At 69.0% G+C, this 21614-nt stretch carries 1 protein-coding gene; it reads left to right on the top strand.

Annotated features, from left to right (window positions below; all coding sequences use genetic code 11):
* Positions 1–350: 350 nt before the first annotated feature.
* Positions 351–21605 (top strand): hypothetical protein, encoded by a 21255-nt coding sequence (locus tag ACFP3H_RS09755; protein WP_378602793.1) that lies wholly within the window; start codon positions 351–353, stop codon positions 21603–21605.
* Positions 21606–21614 lie beyond the last annotated feature (9 nt).

Genomic DNA, 21614 nt, shown 5'->3' with positions numbered 1-21614 from the left:
ACGGCAGTGGGTCGCTGGATCACGGCCACCGGTTCACCGCCGTCGGCAGCCGTCGCGACGGCCACTGAACGCGATGCACCGACGGTGACGCCGAGCGCGAGACGGTCTGTCATATCGAAACCTCTGCGGATGCGGGAGCTACGGACACCATCGAGCGAGCTATTTCCATTGTCGGTTGCTGAGCGGCTGCTGTTACGGCCCGGAGCTGGATCGTCGGGCCGATCCCCTAATCCCCCGCAATCCCCTAACGAAGGCACCCGCCCAGATGCGGGGGTCCGCCCCGTTACGACCCGAAGGCCCGCAGCCATAGCGTCGAAGCATCGTGCAAATCCACGAAGGAGCTGATTTCGATGACCACACCCATGGAGAACGCAATCCTGCAGTTCATTCTCGATCTGCTGCGCGATCCGAAGGCCGCGGCCGCGTACTGCAATGCGCCCGACCAGGTCATCGAACAGGCGAAATTGTGTGCGACCCCGCAGTACATCGCTGCCTGCGCGCCGATGGTGGCGCGTTCGGTGTGTGATGGCGGCGGGGCACCGCTGCGCGGGATCGTCGGTGCCGGCGCGGGTGCTGGCACCGGTGGGTACGGGGCCGCCGGGTATGGCGGTTACGGCGGGTTCGGCGGTGGAGCCGGGCGTTTCGGTGCCGCCGGTGGTGGCGGTGGCGGGCGATCCGGTGCGGCCGCGGGTGGCGGTAATGGGGCTGGTGCGGGGTATGGGGCTTATGGGGCCGGGGCAGGGCCTGCGATGTATTTCGGTGGGCCAGGTCGGTGGTTCGGGCCGGGTGGGCCCGGTGGTGGTGGAGGTAATGGCGGCTGGGGCGGCGGCGGTAACGGTGGCGGCGGTAATGGTGGCGGCGGTAATGGTGGCGGCGGCAATGGTGGCGGCGGTAACGGCGGCGGCGGTAACGGCGGCGGCGGTAACGGCGGCGGGGGCAATGGTGGTGGCGGTAACGGTGGCAACGGGGGCGGCGGCAACGGCGGCAACGGGGGTGGCGGAAACAACGGTGGCGGCGGCAATGGTGGGCCCGGTGGGCCCGGGGGACCGGGAGGACCCGGCGGAAACAACGGTGGCGGCGGCAACGGCGGAAACGGTGGCAACACCACCAACAACAACAGCGGCAACACCACCAACAACCAGGGCAACGGCGACAACGAGATCTTCAGCCCCGACATCCTCACCGGCGACCCGATCAGCAACCTGCTCAACGGTGACCCGGTCAGCAACCTGCTCAACGGCACCGATCTCGGCGGAATCAACCTCGGCGACATCGGCAACCTGGGCGACGTGGGCAACCTCGGCGACGTCGGCAACCTCGGCGACACCCTCAACAACCTGGGCAACCTCGGCGACACCCTGAGCAGCATCGGCAACCTCGGTGACACGCTCAACGACGTCGGCAACCTGACCAACGTGGTCGGCGACGTCGGCAACCTGACCAACACCCTGGGCAACCTCGGCGACGTGACCAACACACTCGGCAACCTCGGCGACGTCGGCAACCTCACCAACACCCTCGGTGACCTCACCAACGTCGGCCAGCTCGGCGACCTCACCAACACGGTCGGCAACCTCGGCGACATCACCGGCCTCGGCGACGTGATCGGCGGCGGCAACACCCTCGGCGACGTCACCAACCTCGTCGGCGGCGCCAACATCGGCGACCTGCTCGGCGGCAACAACGTCGGCGACGTCACCAACCTGATCAGCGGCGCCAACCTCGGCGACATCGCGAGCCTGGCCAACGGCAGCACCCTCGGCGACATCACCGGCATCAACGCACTCAACGAAGCCGCCCAGATCGCCACCGACATGACCGACGCGTTCAACGCCGTCCAGATCGGCGACGCGCTGATCGGCAACCTCACCGCGCCCGTATCGGTGGTCTCCGGATCGCTCGGCGGCGTCAGCGGCGTCCTCACCGGCGTCAGCCCGATCAGCAACGTATTCAACGACTTCGGCGATTTCGGCGACTTCAACACCGTGCTCGAGGAGCTCGCCTTCGGCGACTTCATCCAGACGCTCAACAACGTCGGCACCGTCGGCGACGTGATCGGCTCGGCCGGTGACATCAGCGGCGTCGGCGACGTGCTCGGTGGCGTCACCAACGTGGGCGATGTGCTCGGCAACGTGGCCTCCGTCGGCTCGGCCGGCGACATTCTCAGCAACGTGGGATCCGTCGGCGACGTGCTCGGCTCGGTCACCAACACCGGCAACGTGCTCGGCGACATCACCGACATCGACGCCGTCGGCGACGTGCTCAACGGGGCGGGCTCGGTCGGCGACGTGAGCAACGTGGCCGGCGACGTCCTCGGCGGAGTCACCAACATCGGCTCGGTCGGCGACATCACCGACCTCGACGCCGTCAGCAACGTGCTCAACGGCTCGGTCGGCGACGTGGTCGGCGGCATCACCAACGTCGGCTCGGTGGGCGATGTCCTCGGCGGCATCACCGACATCGACGCGGGCAGCGTAGGCGACGTGCTCAACGGCGCCGGATCCATCGGCAGCGTCGTCGGCGACGTGAATCAGGTGGTGGGCGACCAGAACCTGACCGACGTGCTCAACGGCGCCGGCTCGATCGGCGACGTGACCGACGTGATCAGCAACGTCGGCTCCATCGGCGACATCACCGACGTGGCAGGCGGAATCGGCAGCGTCACCAACGTGCTCAACGACGCCGACACCGTCGGGGACGTCCTCGGCGACGTCACCACCGGCAACGTCGGCGACCTGACCAACGCCGTCACCGGGATCGGCGCCATCGGCGACATCACCGACGTCGCGGGCGACATCGGGTCGATCGGCGACGTCACCGAGGTGGTCAGCGGCATCGGCTCGGTGGGCGATGTCAGCAACGTGGTCGGCGACGTGAGCAACGTGGCAGGCAACATCGGCGACGTCACCGACGTCCTCAACGGGGCGAGTGCGGTCGGCGACCTGACAAACATCGGCTCGATCAGCGACATCACCGGTGTCGCGGGCGACCTCACCGACATCGGCGGCATCACCGGCGACCTGGTCGACGGCGGCGTCGGCAACGTGGTCGGCGACGTCGTCGACGGTGGCATCAGCAACGTCGTCGGTGACGTGAGCAACGTGACCGGCAACATCGGCGTCGGCGACGTGACCGACGTACTCAACGGTGCGGGCGCGGTCAGCAATGTCGTCGGTGACGTGACCAACGTGACCGGCGACATCGGCTCGGTCGGCGACCTCACCAACGTCGCGGGCAACGTGAGCGACGTGCTCAACGGCGCCGGCTCGGTGGGCGACATCAGCAACGTGATCGGCTCGGTCACCGGCGATATCGGCTCGATCGGCGATGTGACCGACGCGGTGACCGGCATCGGCTCCGTCGGCGACGTAGTCGGCGACGTGACCAACATCGGTGGACTCACCGACGTCGGCAACATCGGCGGGGACGTGGTCGGCGGCCTGACCGACGTCGGCAATGTCGGGGGCGACATCAGCAATGTGGTCGGCGACCTCACCAATGTCGGCGGGCTGACCGATGTCGGCAATGTCGGGGGCGACATCAGCAACGTGGTCGGGGACCTCACCAACATCGGCAGTGTCGGTGGTGACGTGAGCGAGGTCGTCGGCGGGGTCGGCAACATCGGCGACATCACCAACGTGGTGGGTGACCTCACCGAGGTCGGCAGCATCGGCGACGTCAGCGACGTGGTCGGCGGTGTCGGCAATGTGAGCAATGTGGTCGGCGACCTCACCGAGGTGGGCAACGTGGGCAACGTCGTCGGCTCGGTCGGCGACGTGACCCAGAACGTCGGCTCGATCGGCAGCGTCGTCGGCGACGTGACCGGTGGTTCGGTGGGCGACGTGCTCGCCGGCGGCATCGGCTCGGTAGGCGACGTGACCGATATCGGCTCGGTCGGTGACGTCCTCGGTGACGTGACCGGCGTCGGCGGTTCGGTCGGCGACGTGCTGTCCGATATCGGCTCGGTGGGCGGCGACGTCGGCTCCATCGGCGACGTGACCAATGTGGTCGGCGACGTCACCCAGGTGGTCGGCGACGTGGGTTCGGTCGGCGACGTGATCTCCGGGGTGGGCTCGGTGGGTGACGTCAGCAATGTCGTAGGTGGCGTCGTCGGTGGCGACGTGCTCGGCTCGGTCGGCGACGTGACCGGCATCGGTGGCTCGGTCGGCGACGTGATCTCGGGCGTGGGCTCCGTCGGTGACGTGAGCAATGTGGTGGGCGACCTGACCGGAGTCGGTGGCTCCGTGGGTGACGTGATCTCGGGTGTGGGTTCGGTCGGCGACGTGAGTGGCGTCGTGGGTGACGTGGTCGGTGGGGATGTGCTCGGCTCGGTCGGCGATATCGGGTCCGTGGGTGATGTGATCGCCGGCGTCGGTTCGATCGGCGATGTCAGCAACGTGGTGGGTGACGTGGTCGGTGGCGACGTGACCAACGTGGTGGGTGACGTGGTCGGTGGCGACGTGACCAACGTGGTGGGTGACGTGATCGGTGGCGACGTGACCAACGTGGTCGGCGATGTGATCGGCGGCGATGTCGGTTCCGTCGGTGACGTGATCTCGGGTGTGGGCTCCGTCGGTGACGTGAGCAATGTGGTCGGCGACCTGACCGGGGTCGGCGATGTCAGCAATGTGGTCGGTGACGTGGTCGCCGGCGTCGGCTCGGTCGGTGACGTGACCGATGTGGTCGGTGACATCGGCTCGGTCGGCGATGTTCTCGACGGCGGAATCGGCTCCGTCGGCGACATCACCCAGTCGGTCGGCTCGATCGGCGACATCACCGGCATCGCGGGTTCGGTCGGCGAATTCACCGGTGTGGCAGGCGATCTCACCGGGGTGGCAGGCGACCTCGGCTCCATCGGCGATGTGAGCAACGTCGTCGGTGACGTGGTCGGCGGCGATATCAGCGGCGTCGCGGGCGACCTGACCAACACCGTCGGCGACCTCACCGCGGTCGGCGGCGACCTCGGTTCCATCACCGACGTCACCGGCGTAGCGGGCGACCTGACCGGCGTGGCAGGCGACCTGACCGGGATCACCGGCGGCATCTCCGGCGTGACCGGCGACATCACCGGGATCGCCGGTTCGGTCGGCGAAGTCACCGGCGTCGCCGGCGACCTGACCAACACCTTCGGCGACCTCACCAACACGGTCGGCTCCGTCGGCGACGTCACCGGTGTCGCGGGCGACCTGGTCGGCTCCGTCGGCGACGTCTCCGGCGTGGCCGGCGATGTGGTCGGCTCGATCAGCGACGTATCCGGTGTCGCGGGCGACCTCACCGGTGTCGCGGGCGACGTCAGCGGCATCACCAATTCGATCGGCGACATCGGCAGCATCGGCGGCGACCTGACCAACACGGTCGGCTCGGTCGGCGACATCGCCGGTGTCGCAGGCGATTTCACCGGGGTAGCGGGCGACGTGCTCGGCACCGTCGGCTCCGTCGGTGATCTCACCGGCGTCGCGGGCGACATCACCGACGTCGGTTCGATCGGCGACCTGACCGGCGTCGCCGGGGACCTGACCAACACCGTCGGTTCGGTCGGCGACATCACCAACCTGGGCGCTATCAGCGACATCACCGGTGTGGCAGGTGACCTCACCAACACCGTCGGCTCGGTGGGTGACATCACCGACATCACCGGTGTGGCAGGCGATCTCACCAACACCGTCGGTTCGGTGGGCGATATCACCGACATCACCGGCATCGCGGGCGACCTGACCAACACGGTCGGCTCGGTCGGCGACATCGCCGGTGTCGCAGGCGATCTCACCGGTGTAGCGGGCGACCTGTCCGGTGCGGCAGGCGACCTGACCGGCGTCGCAGGCGACTTCACCGGCGTCGCAGGCGATCTCGCCAACACCGTCGGCTCGGTCGGCGACCTGACCAACACCGTCGGCTCCGTCGGTGACATCACCGGCATCGCGGGCGACCTGTCCGGCGTGGCAGGCGATCTGACGAATTCCATCGGCGACATCTCGGGCGTCGCGGGCGGCATCGGCGACGTGACCGGCGTCGGCGGCGACCTGCTCGGCACCGTCGGCTCGGTCGGCGACGTCACCAACACCGTGGGCGATCTGACCGGCATGACCGGCGACATCTCCGGCGTCGCGGGCGATCTCACCAACACCGTCGGTTCCGTGGGCGATCTGACCAACACCGTCGGTGACGTGACCGGCGTCGGCGGCGACCTGCTCAGCAACGTGACCGGCACCGTCGGCTCCGTCGGTGACGTAACCGGCGTGGCGGGCGATCTGACGAATTCCATCGGCGATGTCTCGGGCGTCGCGGGTGACCTGACGCAGTCGGTCGGCGACATCTCGGGTGTGGCCGGCGACCTCACCCAGTCCGTCGGTGACGTGACCGGCGTCGCGGGCGACCTCACGAACACGGTGGGCTCGGTCGGCGACATCGCCGGCGGCCTCACCGGCGTGGCGGGCGACATCACCGGCATCGCGGGCTCGGTCGGCGAGGTGACCAACTCGGTCGGCGACGTCTCGGGCGTGGCAGGCGACCTCACCAACTCGATCAGCGGCATCACCGGCGGCATCACCGGCGTCGGCGGCGACCTGTCCGGCATCACCGGCGACGTGTCCGGGGTAGCGGGCGACCTGACGCAGACGGTCGGCTCGGTCGGCGACGTCACCGGTGTCGCGGGCGACCTGGTCGGCTCGATCAGCGACGTGAGCGGCGTGGCAGGCGATCTCACCAACACGGTCGGCTCGGTCGGTGACATCGCCGGTGTGGCAGGCGATTTCACCGGCATCGCGGGCGACCTCACCCAGTCGGTGACCGGCGTGACCGGCGGCATCGGCAACGGCGCCGGCTCGATCGGCGACGTGACCGGCGTGGCAGGCGACCTGACGAACACCGTCGGCAACCTCACCAACTCGGTGGGCGATGTCTCGGGCGTCGCAGGCGACCTGACGCAGTCGGTGGGCGACGTGTCGGGCGTGTCGGGCGACCTGACCAACTCGATCAGCGATGTGAGCGGCGTGGCGGGCGACCTGACCAACACAGTCGGCTCCATCAGCGACGTGACCGGTGTCGCCGGTGACGTGCTCGGCTCGGTCGGCGATGTCTCCGGTGTCGCGGGCGACCTGACGAACACCGTCGGTTCGATCAGCGATGTGACCGGTGTCGCCGGTGACGTGCTCGGTTCGGTCGGTGACGTGACGGGCGTGGCAGGCGGCATCACGGGGGTCGCGGGCGATCTCACCAACTCGATCAGCGATGTCTCCGGTGTCGCGGGCGATCTCACCAACACCGTCGGCTCGGTCGGCGACATCACCCAAACGGTCGGCGACGTCTCCGGTGTTGCGGGTGACCTGACGCAGACGGTCGGCTCCATCAGCGACGTGACCGGGGTGGCGGGCGACGTCTTCGGCTCGGTGGGTGACGTGACCGGCGTGGCAGGCGGCATCTCCGGCGTGGCGGGCGATCTCACCGGCGTTGCCGGCGATCTCACCCAGACCGTCGGTTCGGTCGGCGACATCGCCGGTGTGGCGGGCGATCTCACCAACACGGTCGGCGACGTCACCGGTGTGGCAGGCGGTATCTCCGGCGTTGCCGGCGACCTGACGCAGACGGTCGGCTCCATCAGCGACGTGACCGGGGTGGCGGGCGATGTGCTCGGTTCGGTCGGTGACGTGACCGGTGTGGCAGGCGGCATCTCCGGTGTCGCGGGCGATCTGACCAACACCGTCGGTTCGATCAGCGACGTGACCGGCGTTGCGGGCGACCTGACGCAGACGGTCGGTTCGATCAGCGACGTGACCGGGGTTGCCGGTGACCTGGTCGGTTCGGTCGGCGACGTTTCCGGTGTCGCCGGTGACCTGACCCAAACTGTCGGCTCGGTCGGCGACATCACCCAATCCGTCGGTGACATCTCCGGTGTCGCGGGCGACCTCACCGGCGTTGCCGGCGACCTGACCCAGACCGTCGGCTCCGTCGGCGACATCGCGGGCGTCGCGGGCGATCTCACCCAGAACATCGGCGACATCACCGGAATGACCGGCGACCTGACCGGTGTCGCCGGTGACCTGACCCAAACTGTCGGCTCGGTCGGCGACGTGACCGGCGTGGCGGGCGATGTGCTCGGCTCCGTCGGCGACATCACCGGAACCGTCGGCTCCGTCGGCGACGTGACCAACACGGTCGGCGACGTCGCCAGCGCCATCGGCTCGGTCGGCGACGTGACGAACACCGTCGGCGACCTCACCGGTGTAGCGGGCGACCTGACCCAGACCGTCGGCTCCGTCGGCGACATCGCCGGTGTCGCAGGCGATCTGACCGGTACCGTCGGTTCCATCAGCGACGTGACCGGCGTCGCCGGTGACCTGACCCAGACCGTCGGCTCGATCAGCGACGTGACCGGTGTCGCCGGCGATCTCACCGGCGTCGCGGGGGATCTGACCAACACGGTCGGTTCGATCAGCGACGTGACCGGTGTCGCGGGCGATCTCACCCAGACCGTCGGTTCCCTCGGCGACGTGACCGGTGTCGCCGGTGACCTGACCCAGACCGTGGGATCGATCAGCGACGTGACCGGTGTCGCCGGCGATCTCACCGGCGTCGCGGGTGACCTGACCAACACGGTCGGTTCCCTCGGCGACGTGACCGGTGTCGCGGGTGACCTGACGCAGACCGTGGGCTCGATCAGCGACGTGACGGGTGTTGCGGGCGATCTGACCAACACGGTCGGTTCGATCAGCGACGTGACCGGCGTGGCGGGTGATCTGACGCAGACCGTCGGTTCTATCAGCGACGTGACCGGCGTGGCGGGTGATCTGACGCAGACCGTCGGTTCTATCAGCGACGTGACCGGTGTCGCGGGTGATCTGACGCAGACCGTCGGTTCTATCAGCGACGTGACCGGTGTCGCGGGCGACCTGACGCAGACCGTCGGTTCCATCAGCGACGTGACCAACACCGTCGGCGACGTGACCGGTGTGGCGGGCGATCTGACCAACACCGTTGGTTCCATCAGCGACGTCACCGGCGTCGCAGGCGACCTCACGGGCGTAGCGGGTGATCTGACGCAGACGGTCGGCTCGCTCGGGGACGTGACCGGTGTGGCGGGTGACCTGACGCAGACCGTGGGCTCGATCAGCGACGTGACCAACACGGTCGGCGACGTGACCGGTGTGGCGGGCGATCTGACCAACACCGTCGGTTCGATCAGCGACGTGACCAACACCGTCGGCGACGTGACCGGCGTGGCCGGCGGTCTCACCGGCGTCGCGGGCGATCTGACCAACACCGTCGGCTCGATCAGCGACGTCACCGGCGTCGCGGGCGATCTGACCGGCGTTGCCGGCGACCTGACCCAGACCGTCGGCTCCGTCGGCGACGTGACCAATACGGTCGGCGATCTCACCGGCGTAGCAGGCGACCTGACCCAGACTGTCGGTTCGATCAGCGACGTCACCGGCATCGCGGGCGATCTCACCGGTGTTGCCGGGGACCTGACCGGCACGGTCGGTTCGATCAGCGATGTCACCGGTGTCGCGGGCGATCTGACCAACACCGTCGGTTCCATCAGCGACGTGACCAACACGGTCGGCGATCTGACCGGCGTCGCAGGCGATCTCACCAACACCGTCGGTTCGGTCGGCGATGTCACCGGGGTCGCAGGCGATCTCACCAATTCGATCAGCGATGTGACCGGCAATGTCGGTTCGGTCGGCGACATCACCGGAATCACGGGCGACCTGACCGGAATCGCCGGTGACTTGACCGGCAACTCCGGCGACCTGACCAACACCGTCGGCAACGTGACCAACACCCTCGGCGACCTCACCGGCAACTCCGGCGACCTGACCGGTGTCGCGGGCGGCGTGCTCGGTTCGGTCGGCGACATCTCCGGCATCGCGGGCGATCTCACCGGTGTCGCCGGCGGAATCGGCGACGTGACCGGCGTCGGCGGCGACCTGCTCAGCAACCTGACCGGCAATTCCGGCGATCTGACCGGCATCGCGGGCGGCCTGGTCAACAACACCGGCGACCTGACCAACACTGTCGGCGACGTGACCGGGGTGGCGGGCGGCCTGCTCAGCAACTCCGGTGACCTCACCGGCATCGCGGGCGACCTGACCGGCGTCGCAGGCGACCTCAGCGGCATCGGCGACGTGACCGGCGTCGGCGGCGACCTGGTCGGCGACGTATCCGGCATCGCGGGCGGCCTGGTCAACAACACCGGCGATCTGACCAACACCATCGGCGACGTGAGCGGCATCGCGGGCGACGTCAGCGGTATCGCCGGCGACCTGACCGGCAACTCGGGTGATCTGACCGGTGTCGCGGGCGACCTGCTCAGCAACTCGGGTGATCTGACCGGTGTCGCGGGCGACCTGCTCAGCAATTCCGGCGACCTCACCGGGGTGGCGGGCGGCCTGCTCAGTAACTCGGGCGACTTCACCGGCATCGCGGGCGATCTGGTCGGCTCGGTCGGCGACATCACCGGCAACACCGGCGACCTGAGCGGAATCGCGGGTGACATCACCGGCGTGGCAGGCGACCTCACCGGCGTGGTCGGCGACCCCAGCGTGATCGGCGACATCACCGGTGTCGCGGGCGGTCTGGTGAACGGCGACCTCACCGGCGTCGGCGGCGACCTGCTCAGCAATGTCAGCGGCGTCGCGGGCGACCTCACCGGCAACTCGGGCGACCTCACCGGCATCGCAGGTGACCTGACCGGGGTGGCAGGCGATCTGACCGGCAACACCGGCGACCTCACCGGCATCGCGGGCGACATCACCGGTGTGGCAGGCGGCCTGATCAACGGCGACGTGACCGGCGGCCTGATCAACGGCGACGTCACCGGCGACCTGATCGACAACACGGGCACGATCAGCGGCGTCGCGGGCGGCCTGGTGAACAACACCGGCGACATCAGCGGCATCGCGGGCGACCTCGTCGGTTCGGTGGGCGACATCGGCAACAGCGGCGACCTCACCGGCATCGCCGGCGACCTCCTCGACAACTCCGGCTCGATCGGCAACATCTCCGACAACGTCGACGACCTGGTCTTCTCCGTCGGCGACTGGACCAACTCGGTCGGCGACGTCAGCGGCATCGCCGGCGGCCTGGTCAACGGCGACATCATCGGCGACGTGACCAACGGCGACCTGACCGGCATCGCGGGTGGCCTGGTCAACGGCGACATCGCCGGTGTCGCAGGCGATCTCACCGGCGTGGCGGGTGGCCTGGTGAACAACACCGGCGATATCTCCGGCATCGCCGGCGACGTGACCGGCGTCGCAGGCGGTCTGGTCAACGGGGACGTGATCGGCGACCTCACCGGCAACTCCGGCGACATCATCGGCGGCATCACCAACAACGGCGACCTCGCGGGCGTCGCGGGCGGAATCCTCAACGGCGACATCACCGGCGACCTCGTCGACGGTGACCTGACCGGCATCGCCGGCGGTCTCGTCAACGGGGACGTACTCAGCGATATCACCAACAGCGGCGATATCGGCGGCGTGATCGGTTCGGTCGGTGACATCACCGGCAACAGCGGCACGATCGGCGGTCTCATCGGCTCGGTCGGCGACATCACCAACAGCGGCGATATCGCCGGCGTGGCAGGAGGACTCGTGAACAACACCGGAGACATCGTCGGTGATATCACCGGCAACAGCGGCGACCTCACCGGCGTGGCCGGCGGTCTGATCAACGGAGACCTGCTCGACAACTCGGGCACCATTGTCGGTGACCTCGTCGACAATTCCGGCGCCATCGGCGGCGTGGTCGGCGACATCACCAACACCGGCGACCTGGTCAGCGACATCACCGGCAACACCGGCGACCTGACCGGCATCGCGGGCGACGTGGCGGGCGTGGCCGGCGGCCTCGTGAACGGTGACCTGACCGGTGTCGCGGGTGGTCTGGTGAACGGTGACCTGACCGGTGTCGCGGGTGGTCTGGTGAACGGCGACCTGACCGGGGTCGCGGGCGACATCGTCGGCGGCATCACCAACACCGGCGATCTCACCGGTATCGCGGGCGGCCTGGTCAACGGCGACGTGACCGGCATCGCGGGCGACCTGCTCGACAACTCGGGCGACATCGGCGGCGTCCTCGGCGACATCACCAACACCGGCGATATCTCCGGCATCGCGGGCGGCCTGATCAACGGCGGCATCACCGGCGACCTGCTGGACAACTCCGGTGACATCGGTGGCCTGATCGGTTCGGTCGGCGACATCACCGGCGCGGGCGACCTGACCGGCGTCGCGGGTGACCTGACCGGCGTCGCGGGCGGCCTCGTGAACGGCGACGTGACCGGCATCGCGGGCGACTTGACCGCGGGCCTGGTCAACGGCGATCTGACCGGTGTCGCGGGCGACCTGCTGGACAACTCCGGCGATATCGGTGGCCTGATCGGTTCGGTCGGCGACATCACCGGCAACACCGGCGACCTGACCGGCGTGGCCGGCGACCTGACCAACGGCCTCGTCAACGGTGACATCACCGGCGACCTGATCGACGGCGGCCTGACCGGTGTCGCGGGCGGCCTGGTGAACGGTGACATCACCGGCGACCTGCTCGACAACTCGGGCGACCTCACCGGGGTCGCGGGCGACCTCACCGCGGGCCTGGTCAACGGCGACCTGATCGGCGACATCACCAACACGGGCGACCTGGTCGGCGACGTGACCGGCGTGGCGGGCGGCCTGGTGAACGGCGACGTGCTCAGTGACATCACCAACGGCGACATCACGGGCGACCTGCTCGACGTGACCGGCGTGGCGGGCGGCCTGGTCAACGGTGACATCACCGGCGACCTCATCGACGGCGGTATTGCCGGTGTCGCAGGGGACCTCACCGGCGTCGCGGGCGGTCTCGTGAACGGCGACGTGCTCAGCGACATCACCAACACCGGTGACGTGGTCGGCGGCATCACCGGCGTGGCGGGCGGCTTGGTGAACGGCGACGTGCTCAGCGACATCACCAACGGCGACTTCACCGGTGTCGCGGGCGGACTCATCTCCAACACGGGCGACATCACCGGCGACCTGATCGACGGTGACGTGACCGGCGATCTCATCGACGGCGGGCTGGCCGGTGTGGCCGGCGGCCTGATCAACGGCGACATCACCGGTGACCTGCTCGACGTGACCGGCGTCGCGGGCGATCTCACCGGTGTCGCGGGCGGCCTGGTCAACGGTGACATCACCGGCGACCTGCTCGACAACTCCGGCGATATCGGCGGCCTGGTCGGCTCGATCACCGACAACGACATCGCGGGCGTCGCAGGCGGAATCCTCAACGGTGACATCACCGGCATCGCGGGCGACCTGACCGGCGGCTTGGTCAACGGCGACGTGACCGGCGACCTCATCGACGGTGATCTGACCGGTGTCGCGGGCGATCTCACCGCGGGCCTGGTCGACAACGACATCACCGGCGTCGCGGGCGGCCTGATCTCCAACACCGGTGACATCACCGGCGGCCTCGTGAACGGCGACCTGACCGGTGTGGCCGGCGACATCACCGGCGACCTGCTCGACAACTCGGGTGACATCGGTGGCCTGGTCGGCTCGATCACCGACAACGACATCGCGGGTGTCGCAGGTGGCCTGATCAACGGCGACGTGATCGGTGACATCACCGGCGATCTCGTGGACGGTGACATCACCGGCGGCCTCGTCAACGGCGATCTCACCGGTGTCGCGGGCGGCCTGGTGAACGGTGACATCATCGGCGACCTGACCGACGTCGGCTCGATCGGCGATATCACCGGTGACCTCGTGGACGGGGACATCACCGGCGGACTGATCAACGGCGACGTGCTCAACGACGTCACCGGCGGTCTGGTCAACGGTGACGTGACCGGCGACCTGCTCGATACCGGTGATCTGACCGGTGTCGCGGGCGGCATCCTCAACGGCGAAATCGTCGGCGACATCACCGAGAACGGCGTCCTCACCGGCGATTTCCTCAACGATTTGTCGGCGGTCACCGGTGGTGTGGTCAACGGCGACATCCTGAGCAACCTGACCGGCGTCGCAGGCGGAGTCGTCAACGGCGACCTCGTCGGCAACATCACCGACAACGACCTCGCCGGCCTGATCAACGGCGACGTCCTGAGCGGCATCAGCGACAACGAGCTCACCGGCGACCTGGTCGAGAACGTCGGCAACGTGACCAACAACGGCGATATCGCGAACCTGATCGGCCTCACCGGTCTGGCCGCCGCGGTCACCGGCATCGGCGGCGACTTCATCGGCGGCGATCTCATCGGCGGCATCGACCTGGCCGGCCTCGCGAGCAACCTGTTCAGCAACTCCGGCGACCTCACCGGCATCGCGGGCGGGATCGTCAACGGTGACCTGCTGAGCAACATCACCGACAACGACATCCTCGGCGGCATCCTCAACGGCGACATCACCAACACCGGCGACATCGGCAGCCTGATCGGCGACATCACCAACACCGGTGACCTCGGCGGTCTGGTCGGCGACATCACCGGCGGTGACCTGACCGGCATCGGCGCACTCGGCGACGTGACCGGTATCGCCGGCGGCATCCTCAGCGGCGACCTGACCGGCATCGGCACGATCGGCGACATCACCGGCGGCCTCGTCGGCGGAGACCTGGTCGGCGGCTTGGTCGGCGGCGACCTTACCGGCATCGGCTCCATCGGTGACGTGACCGGCGACCTCATCGACGGCTCGATCGGCGACATCACTGGCGGCCTGGTCGGTGGCGACCTGGTCGGCGACGTCACGGGCGGTCTCGTCAACGGCGACCTCGTGGGTGATATCACCGGTGGCCTGGTGGGTGGCGATCTGATCGGCGACATCACTGGCGACCTCATCGACGGCGGCGTGATCAGCGACATCACGGGTGGCCTGGTCGGTGGCGACCTGGTGGGTGACATCACCGGTGGCCTCGTCAACGGCGACCTGGTCGGCGACATCACGGGCGGTCTCGTCAACGGCGATCTGATCGGCGGCTTGACCGGTATCGGTTCGATCGGTGACATCACCGGCGGTCTGATCAACGGTGACCTGCTCGGAGGCGACCTGCTCAGCGGCCTGACCGGCATCGGTTCGATCGGCGATATCACCGGCGGTCTGATCAACGGCGATATCACCGGCGGCCTGGTCGGTGGCGACCTTATCGGCGGCCTTGTCGGTGGTGACCTCCTCAGCGGCCTGACCGGTATCGGTTCGATCGGTGACATCACCGGCGGTCTGATCAACGGCGACGTGCTCGGTGGCCTGACCGGTATCGGTTCGATCGGTGACATCACCGGCGACCTCATCGACGGCGGCCTTGTCGGTGACATCACGGGCGGTCTCGTCAACGGCGACCTGGTGGGTGACATCACCGGTGGCCTGGTGGGTGGCGACCTGATCGGCAACGTCGTCGGCGGCGACGTACTCAGCGACCTGACCGGCATCGCCGGCGACTTCAGCGGCATCGGCGACATCACCGGCGGCCTCGTCGGCGGCGATCTGATCGGCGACATCACCGGTGGCCTGGTGGGTGGCGACCTGGTCGGCGACATCGCCGGTGGCCTTGTTGGCGGCGACCTGGTCGGCGGCGATCTGATCGGTGGCATCACCGGCGACCTCGTCGACGGCGGTCTCGTCAATGGCGATCTGATCGGTGACCTGACCGGCGTCGCGGGCGATCTCAACGGTATCGGTGACATCACCGGTGGCCTGGTCGGTGGAGACCTGGTCGGTGACGTTACGGGCGGCCTCGTCAATGGCGATCTGATCGGTGACCTGACCGGTGTAGCCGGCGATCTCAATGGCATCGGCGACATCACGGGCGGCCTCGTCGGCGGCGATCTGGTCGGCGACATCACCGGCGGCCTCGTTGGTGGCGACCTGGTCGGCGGCGACCTGCTCGGTGGCCTGACCGGGATCGGTTCGATCGGCGATATCACCGGAGGCCTGGTGGGCGGCGATCTGGTCGGCGACATCACGGGTGGTCTGGTCGGTGGCGACCTGCTCGGCGGTCTGACCGGAATCGGCGCGATCGGTGACATCACCGGCGATCTCATCGACGGCGGCCTGGTCGGTGGCGATCTGATCGGTGATCTGACCGGCGTCGCCGGCGACCTCAACGGCGTCGGTGACATCACCGGCGATCTGCTCGACGGCGACATCACCAACGTCGGCAACCTCACCGGCATCGCAGGCGACCTCACCAATGTCGGCAATATCAGCGATATCACCGGTGGCCTGATCAACGGCGACGTGACCGGCGACCTGCTCGACGGCGCGATCGGCGACGTGACCGGCGGCCTGGTCGGCGGCGATCTGATCGGTGGCGATCTCGTCGGCGATCTGACCGGTGTGGCAGGCGACCTCGGCAGCATCGGCGACGTGACCGGCGGCCTGATCAACGGCGACGTGACCGGCGACCTCGTCGGCGACCTCACGAATGTCGGCAGTGTCGGTGACATCACCGGTGGCCTCGTGGGCGGCGACCTGGTCGGCGACCTGACCGATGTCGGCAACATCGGTGACATCACCGGTGGCCTCGTGGGCGGCGACCTGGTCGGCGACCTGACCGATGTCGGCAGCATCGGCGATATCACCGGTGGCCTGGTCGGTGGCGACCTCGTCGGCGACCTGACCGGCGTGGCGGGCGACCTCGGCAGCGTCGGTGACATCACCGGCGACCTCACCAACGTCGGCAACATCGGTGACATCACCGGCGGCCTCATCAACGGCGACCTGACCGATGTCGGCAGCATCGGCGATATCACCGGCGGCCTCGTCGGTGGCGGCCTCGTCGGCGACCTGACCGGCGTCGCCGGCGATCTGACCGGCGTCGGCGATCTGACCGGCGGCCTCATCAACGGCGACCTGCTCGGCGGCTCGATCGGTGACATCACCGGCGACCTGGTCGACACCGGCGACCTGACCGGCGGCCTCGTGAACGGTGACGTGATCGGTGACCTGACTGGCGTCGGCGCCGTCGGCGACATCCTGAGCGGCGACCTGACCAGCACGATCGGCGACATCACCGCCGACCCGACCGGCACCCTCATCGGTTCTCTCGGCGATCTGACCGGTGTCGGCGGCGACCTGACCGGAATCAACGACGTGACCGGCATCGCCGGTGACCTGACCAGCACGGTGGGCGACATGACGGGACCTCTGAGCGGCAACGACATCACGGGCACGATCGGCGACATCACCGGAATCATCGGCGGCGGCACGGGCGGCGGCGGTGGTGGCGGCGGAGGCGGCACGGGTGGCCTGCTGGGCGACATCACCAACGTCGGCAACCTCACCGGCACCTTCGGCGACCTGACCGGCATCACCGATTCGTTCAGCGACGTCACCACGGTCTTCGGTGACTGGTCGAACATGATCGGCAATGTCGGTGGCACCTTCGGCGACCTGACCGGCGCCTTCGGTGACCTGAACTTCGGCGATCTGGTGGGCGACGTGACCGGTGTTTCCGGCGACTGGTCGGCCATGATCGCCGGCCTCAGCGACAACGCCTTCGCGATCACCGGTTTCGGCAGCGGCCTGGTGAGTGACCTGGTGTCGATCTCGGGCGACTGGAACAACACCTTCGAAGGCATCACCGGCAGCTTCGGCGACGTGGTGAATGTCGGCGGCGACCTGGTCGGTTCGGTGGTCGGTATCGGCGGCTCCGTCGGCGACATCGGTGGCTCGCTCACCGGCATCACGGGCTCGCTCACCGGCATCGGCGGTTCGGTCGGCGACATCACCGGTTCGCTGACCGGGATCGCGGGTTCGTTCGGCGATATCTCGGGCATCGCGGGTTCGCTGGGCGATATCACCGGCTCGGTCGGCGACGTGTCCGGCCTGTTCGGTGACGTGACCGGTTCCTTCGGTGACCTGACCGGTTTCGGTGGCGACATCGGCGGTTTCGTCGCCGGTATCACCGGGATCGGCGGCGACCTCACCGGTTCGGTCGGTGACCTCACCGGCTTCTTCGGCGACATCACCGGCGTCGCCGGCGATGTGGGCGCCTTCACCGGCGACCTGACCGGCATCGTCACCGGCATCGCCGATGTGACCGGCGTCGGTGGCGACTTGATCGGCTCTGTCGGCGACCTCACCGGGGTAGGTGGAGTCATCGGCGATGTGACCGGCTCGATCGGCGATATCACCGGTGTCACCGGGCTGATCGGGGATCTGGATGTGGCGAACACGATCGGCGATGTGACCGGCTCCGTCGGTGACATCAGTGGGATTGCAGGTGATGTGACTGGTGTTGCCGGTGGCATTGCGGGAGATGTGACCGGGATCGTCGGTTCGATCGGCGATGTGACCGGCGTGGTAGGCGACCTTGACCTTTCTGGCATTGGGGATGTGACTGACATGGGCGACATCAATCTCGGCGGCAACAACATTTTCGGCGCGGGACTCAACGATGTGAACGGCATCGGCGACAACTTCGGCGGCCTGGCCAACAGCGTGGCCAGTGCGTGGGAGGACGTGCAGATCCAGGGCATCGGCGGCCAGGTCGACGAGTCGCTCAACAACTTCGGCGGGCTCGGCAACGGCGCGCTGGCAGGCGCCCTTGGCGGTGTGCTCGGTGGTGGCCTGGTCGGCGGCGATCTGACCGGCATCGGCGCCCATGATGTGACCGACGCGGTCGATGTCGGCGATGTCGGCAATATCGTCGGCGGCCTGGCCGGCGCGGGCGGCGTCGGCAACGGCAACGTGGTCGGCGGCATCGTGGGTGGCCTGGCGGGCGACGGTGACGGTGGCCTGGCCGGTGCCGGCGGCATCCTCAACGGCGACGGTGGCCTGCTCGGCGCGGCCGGGGTGGGCAACGGCCTGCTCGGTGCGGCCGGCGACGGCGGCCTGTTCGGTGGCGCCGAGGACACCACGATCAACGGCATCGGCGCGGCGATCGACGAGAGCGACATCCTCAATGGCGTGAACGTCGAGGACATCACCGGAATCGGCGGCAACATCGACGACCTGGGCGGCATCCTGAACGGCGACGGCGGGCTGGCCGGGGCCGGCGGGATCCTCAACGGCGACGGTGGCCTTGCCGGTGCGGGCGGCGTGCTCAACGGTGGTCTGCTCGGTGGCGGCGCGGGCGGTCTGCTCGGCGGCGTGACCAACACCGGCGACATCACCGGGGTCGGCGACCTGGTCGACGGCGGCGTGGCAGGTGTGGCGGGCGGTGTGCTCAGCGGCGACGGCGCCGGGGCGGGCGCACTCGGTGGCCTGCTCGGCGGCGGTCTGGTCGACGGGGACATCACCGGCCTGGCGGGCGGCATCTTCAGCGGCGACTTCGAGGACATCACCACCAACGGCATCGGCGCGGCGATCGACGAATCCACCTTCACCGATCTGGTCGACGTCGAGAACATCACCGGCATCGGCGGCGCCCTCGGCGACGTGACCAACACCGGCGACGTGACCGGCATCGCGGGTGGCCTGCTCTCGGGCACCGGTGGCCTGGCCGGCGCGGGCGGCATCCTCAACGGCGGCATCCTGAACGGCGAAGGCGGCCTGGCGGGTGCGGGCGGCATCCTCAACGGCGCGGCCTTCGAAGACATCACCGGCGTCGGCGGCAATGTCGACGACCTGGGCGGCATCCTGAACGGCGCGGCCGTGACCGGCCTGGCCGGCGGCCTGCTCAGCGGTGACTTCACCGACATCACCACCAGCGGTATCGGTGCCGCGATCGACGAGTCCAACGTCCCGATCCTCAACGACGTCCTCGACGGCGGCGTGGCGGGTATCGGTGGCGCCGGCGGCGCGGCGGATCTGATCGACGGCGGTATCGCCTCCGGTCTGCTCGGCGGCGAGGGCGGCCTGCTCGGCGGCGCGGTCTTCGAGGACATCACCGCCAACGGCATCGGCGCGGCGATCGACGAGAGCTCGGTGCTCAACGATGTGATCGACGGCGGCATCGTGAGCGGCCTGCTCGGCGGCGAAGGCGGTCTGCTCGGTGGCGAGGGTGGCCTGCTCGGTGCGGCCAACTTCCAGGACATCTCCACCAGCGGTATCGGCGCGGCGATCGACGAGAGCCCGATTCTCAACGGCGTTCTCAACGATGTGGTCGACGACGGCGTGCTCGATGTCCTCAACGGCGCGGCCTTCCAGGACATCACCACCAGCGGCGTCGGCGCGGCGATCGACCAGTCCCCGATCGGCAACGACCTGATCGACGGCCTGATCAACGGCTCCACGTTCGAGGACATCACCGGCGTCGGCGGCAATGTCGACAGCATCGGCGGAATCATGAACGGCATGACCGACGTCCTGAACCCGGACGCGGTGGCCGGCGTGTTCAGCAGTGGCCTCAGCGGTGCCAGCCACAACAACACCGGTTCGACGAACTCCTCGCCGTACAGCTCGGCGACCTCCTCGGCCGCTGATGGCGCGGCGTCGGCGGCGAACGCGGCCAGCGCGCTCACCGGTGCGGCCGCGGCCACCACCGCGGGCCTGATCGGCCTGAGCAATGACGATCTGGGCTTCGATCTCGGCAACACCTTCAACAACGCGGGCCTGGCCACCGGCCTCGGCGACCTGGCCGGGATCGCGCCCGGTGAGCCGAACCCGTCGGGCACCGGTCTGGAGACCGGCTTCGGCCCGGTCGATGCCGTGACCGGCGCGATCACCGGTGGTTCGGCGGGCGGCGGCCTCCTCGACGGCGTCGTCCCGGCCGGGAGCGGCCTGCCGGTGAGCGGCCTGCTCGGTGGGATCGTTCCGACCGGCGGCGCGGGTCTTCCGGTGAACAGCCTGCTCGGCGGCCTGGTTCCCGCGGGTGGCGCGGGTCTGCCGGCCAGCAGCCTGCTCGGTGGCGTCGTGCCGACAACCGGTGCGGGTGTGCCGACGGCCGATCTCGGTGGTGTGGTCGGTGGCCTGACGGGCACCGCACCGACGGCCGATCTCGGCGGTGTCGTCGGTGGCCTGACCGGTAGCGCCCCGACGGCTGATCTCGGTGGCGTGGTCGGTGGCCTCACCGGCAGCCTCCCGACCAACGATCTGGGTGGGTCCCTGCCCACCGGTGGTGGCCTCGTCCCGAACGTGGACGGCCTCCCCGGCACCGCGGGCATCCTGCCCACCGATGCCACCGGCGGCGTCCTCGGCGGCGCGACCGACGCGGTCGGGTCGGGCCTGGAGACCGGCTTCGGCACGGTCGACGGAGTCACCGGCGGTCTGCTCGGTGGCGAGGGTGGCCTGCTCGGCGGCGGCCTGCCGACCGATCTGAACGGTGCGGGCGCTCCCTTCGACACCACCTCCGGTCTCGGCGGTACCGTCAGCGACACCGTGGGCGGGGTGACGGCGCCGATCCAGGACGCCACCGGCCCGCTGCCCGGTTACGACTACACCCCGCTGCCGACGCCGGCGCCCACCGCTCCGGTGTACGACACCACCGAGGCCGCGACCGGCGGTCTGGTCGACACCACCGGTGCCGCCACGGGCGCGGTCGCCGATACCGCCGGTGCCGCGACCGGTGGCCTGGCCGACACCACCAGCTCCCTCACCGGTTCGCTGGACGGAGTCGATGTGGGTGGCGCGTTCGGTCCCGGCCTCGGCGCCACGGACACGGGCCTGCTGGGCAACTCGTCGACGACCACGCCGGACAGCGATGACGGCGGCGGCCTGCTCGGCGGACACGGGCTGCTCTGAGTTTCCACG

The sequence above is a fragment of the Nocardia lasii genome, from assembly GCF_042658545.1.
GTDB classification, from domain to species: Bacteria; Actinomycetota; Actinomycetes; order Mycobacteriales; family Mycobacteriaceae; genus Nocardia; species Nocardia lasii.
Note: the sequence above shows the minus strand (reverse complement) of the source record. Positions and strands in the feature narration are given on the sequence as shown.

Excerpts from the sequence above, each read along its gene's own strand:
- ACFP3H_RS09755 (WP_378602793.1), top strand. The coding sequence starts at position 351 with ATGACCACACCCATGGAGAACGCAATCCTGCAGTTCATTCTCGATCTG.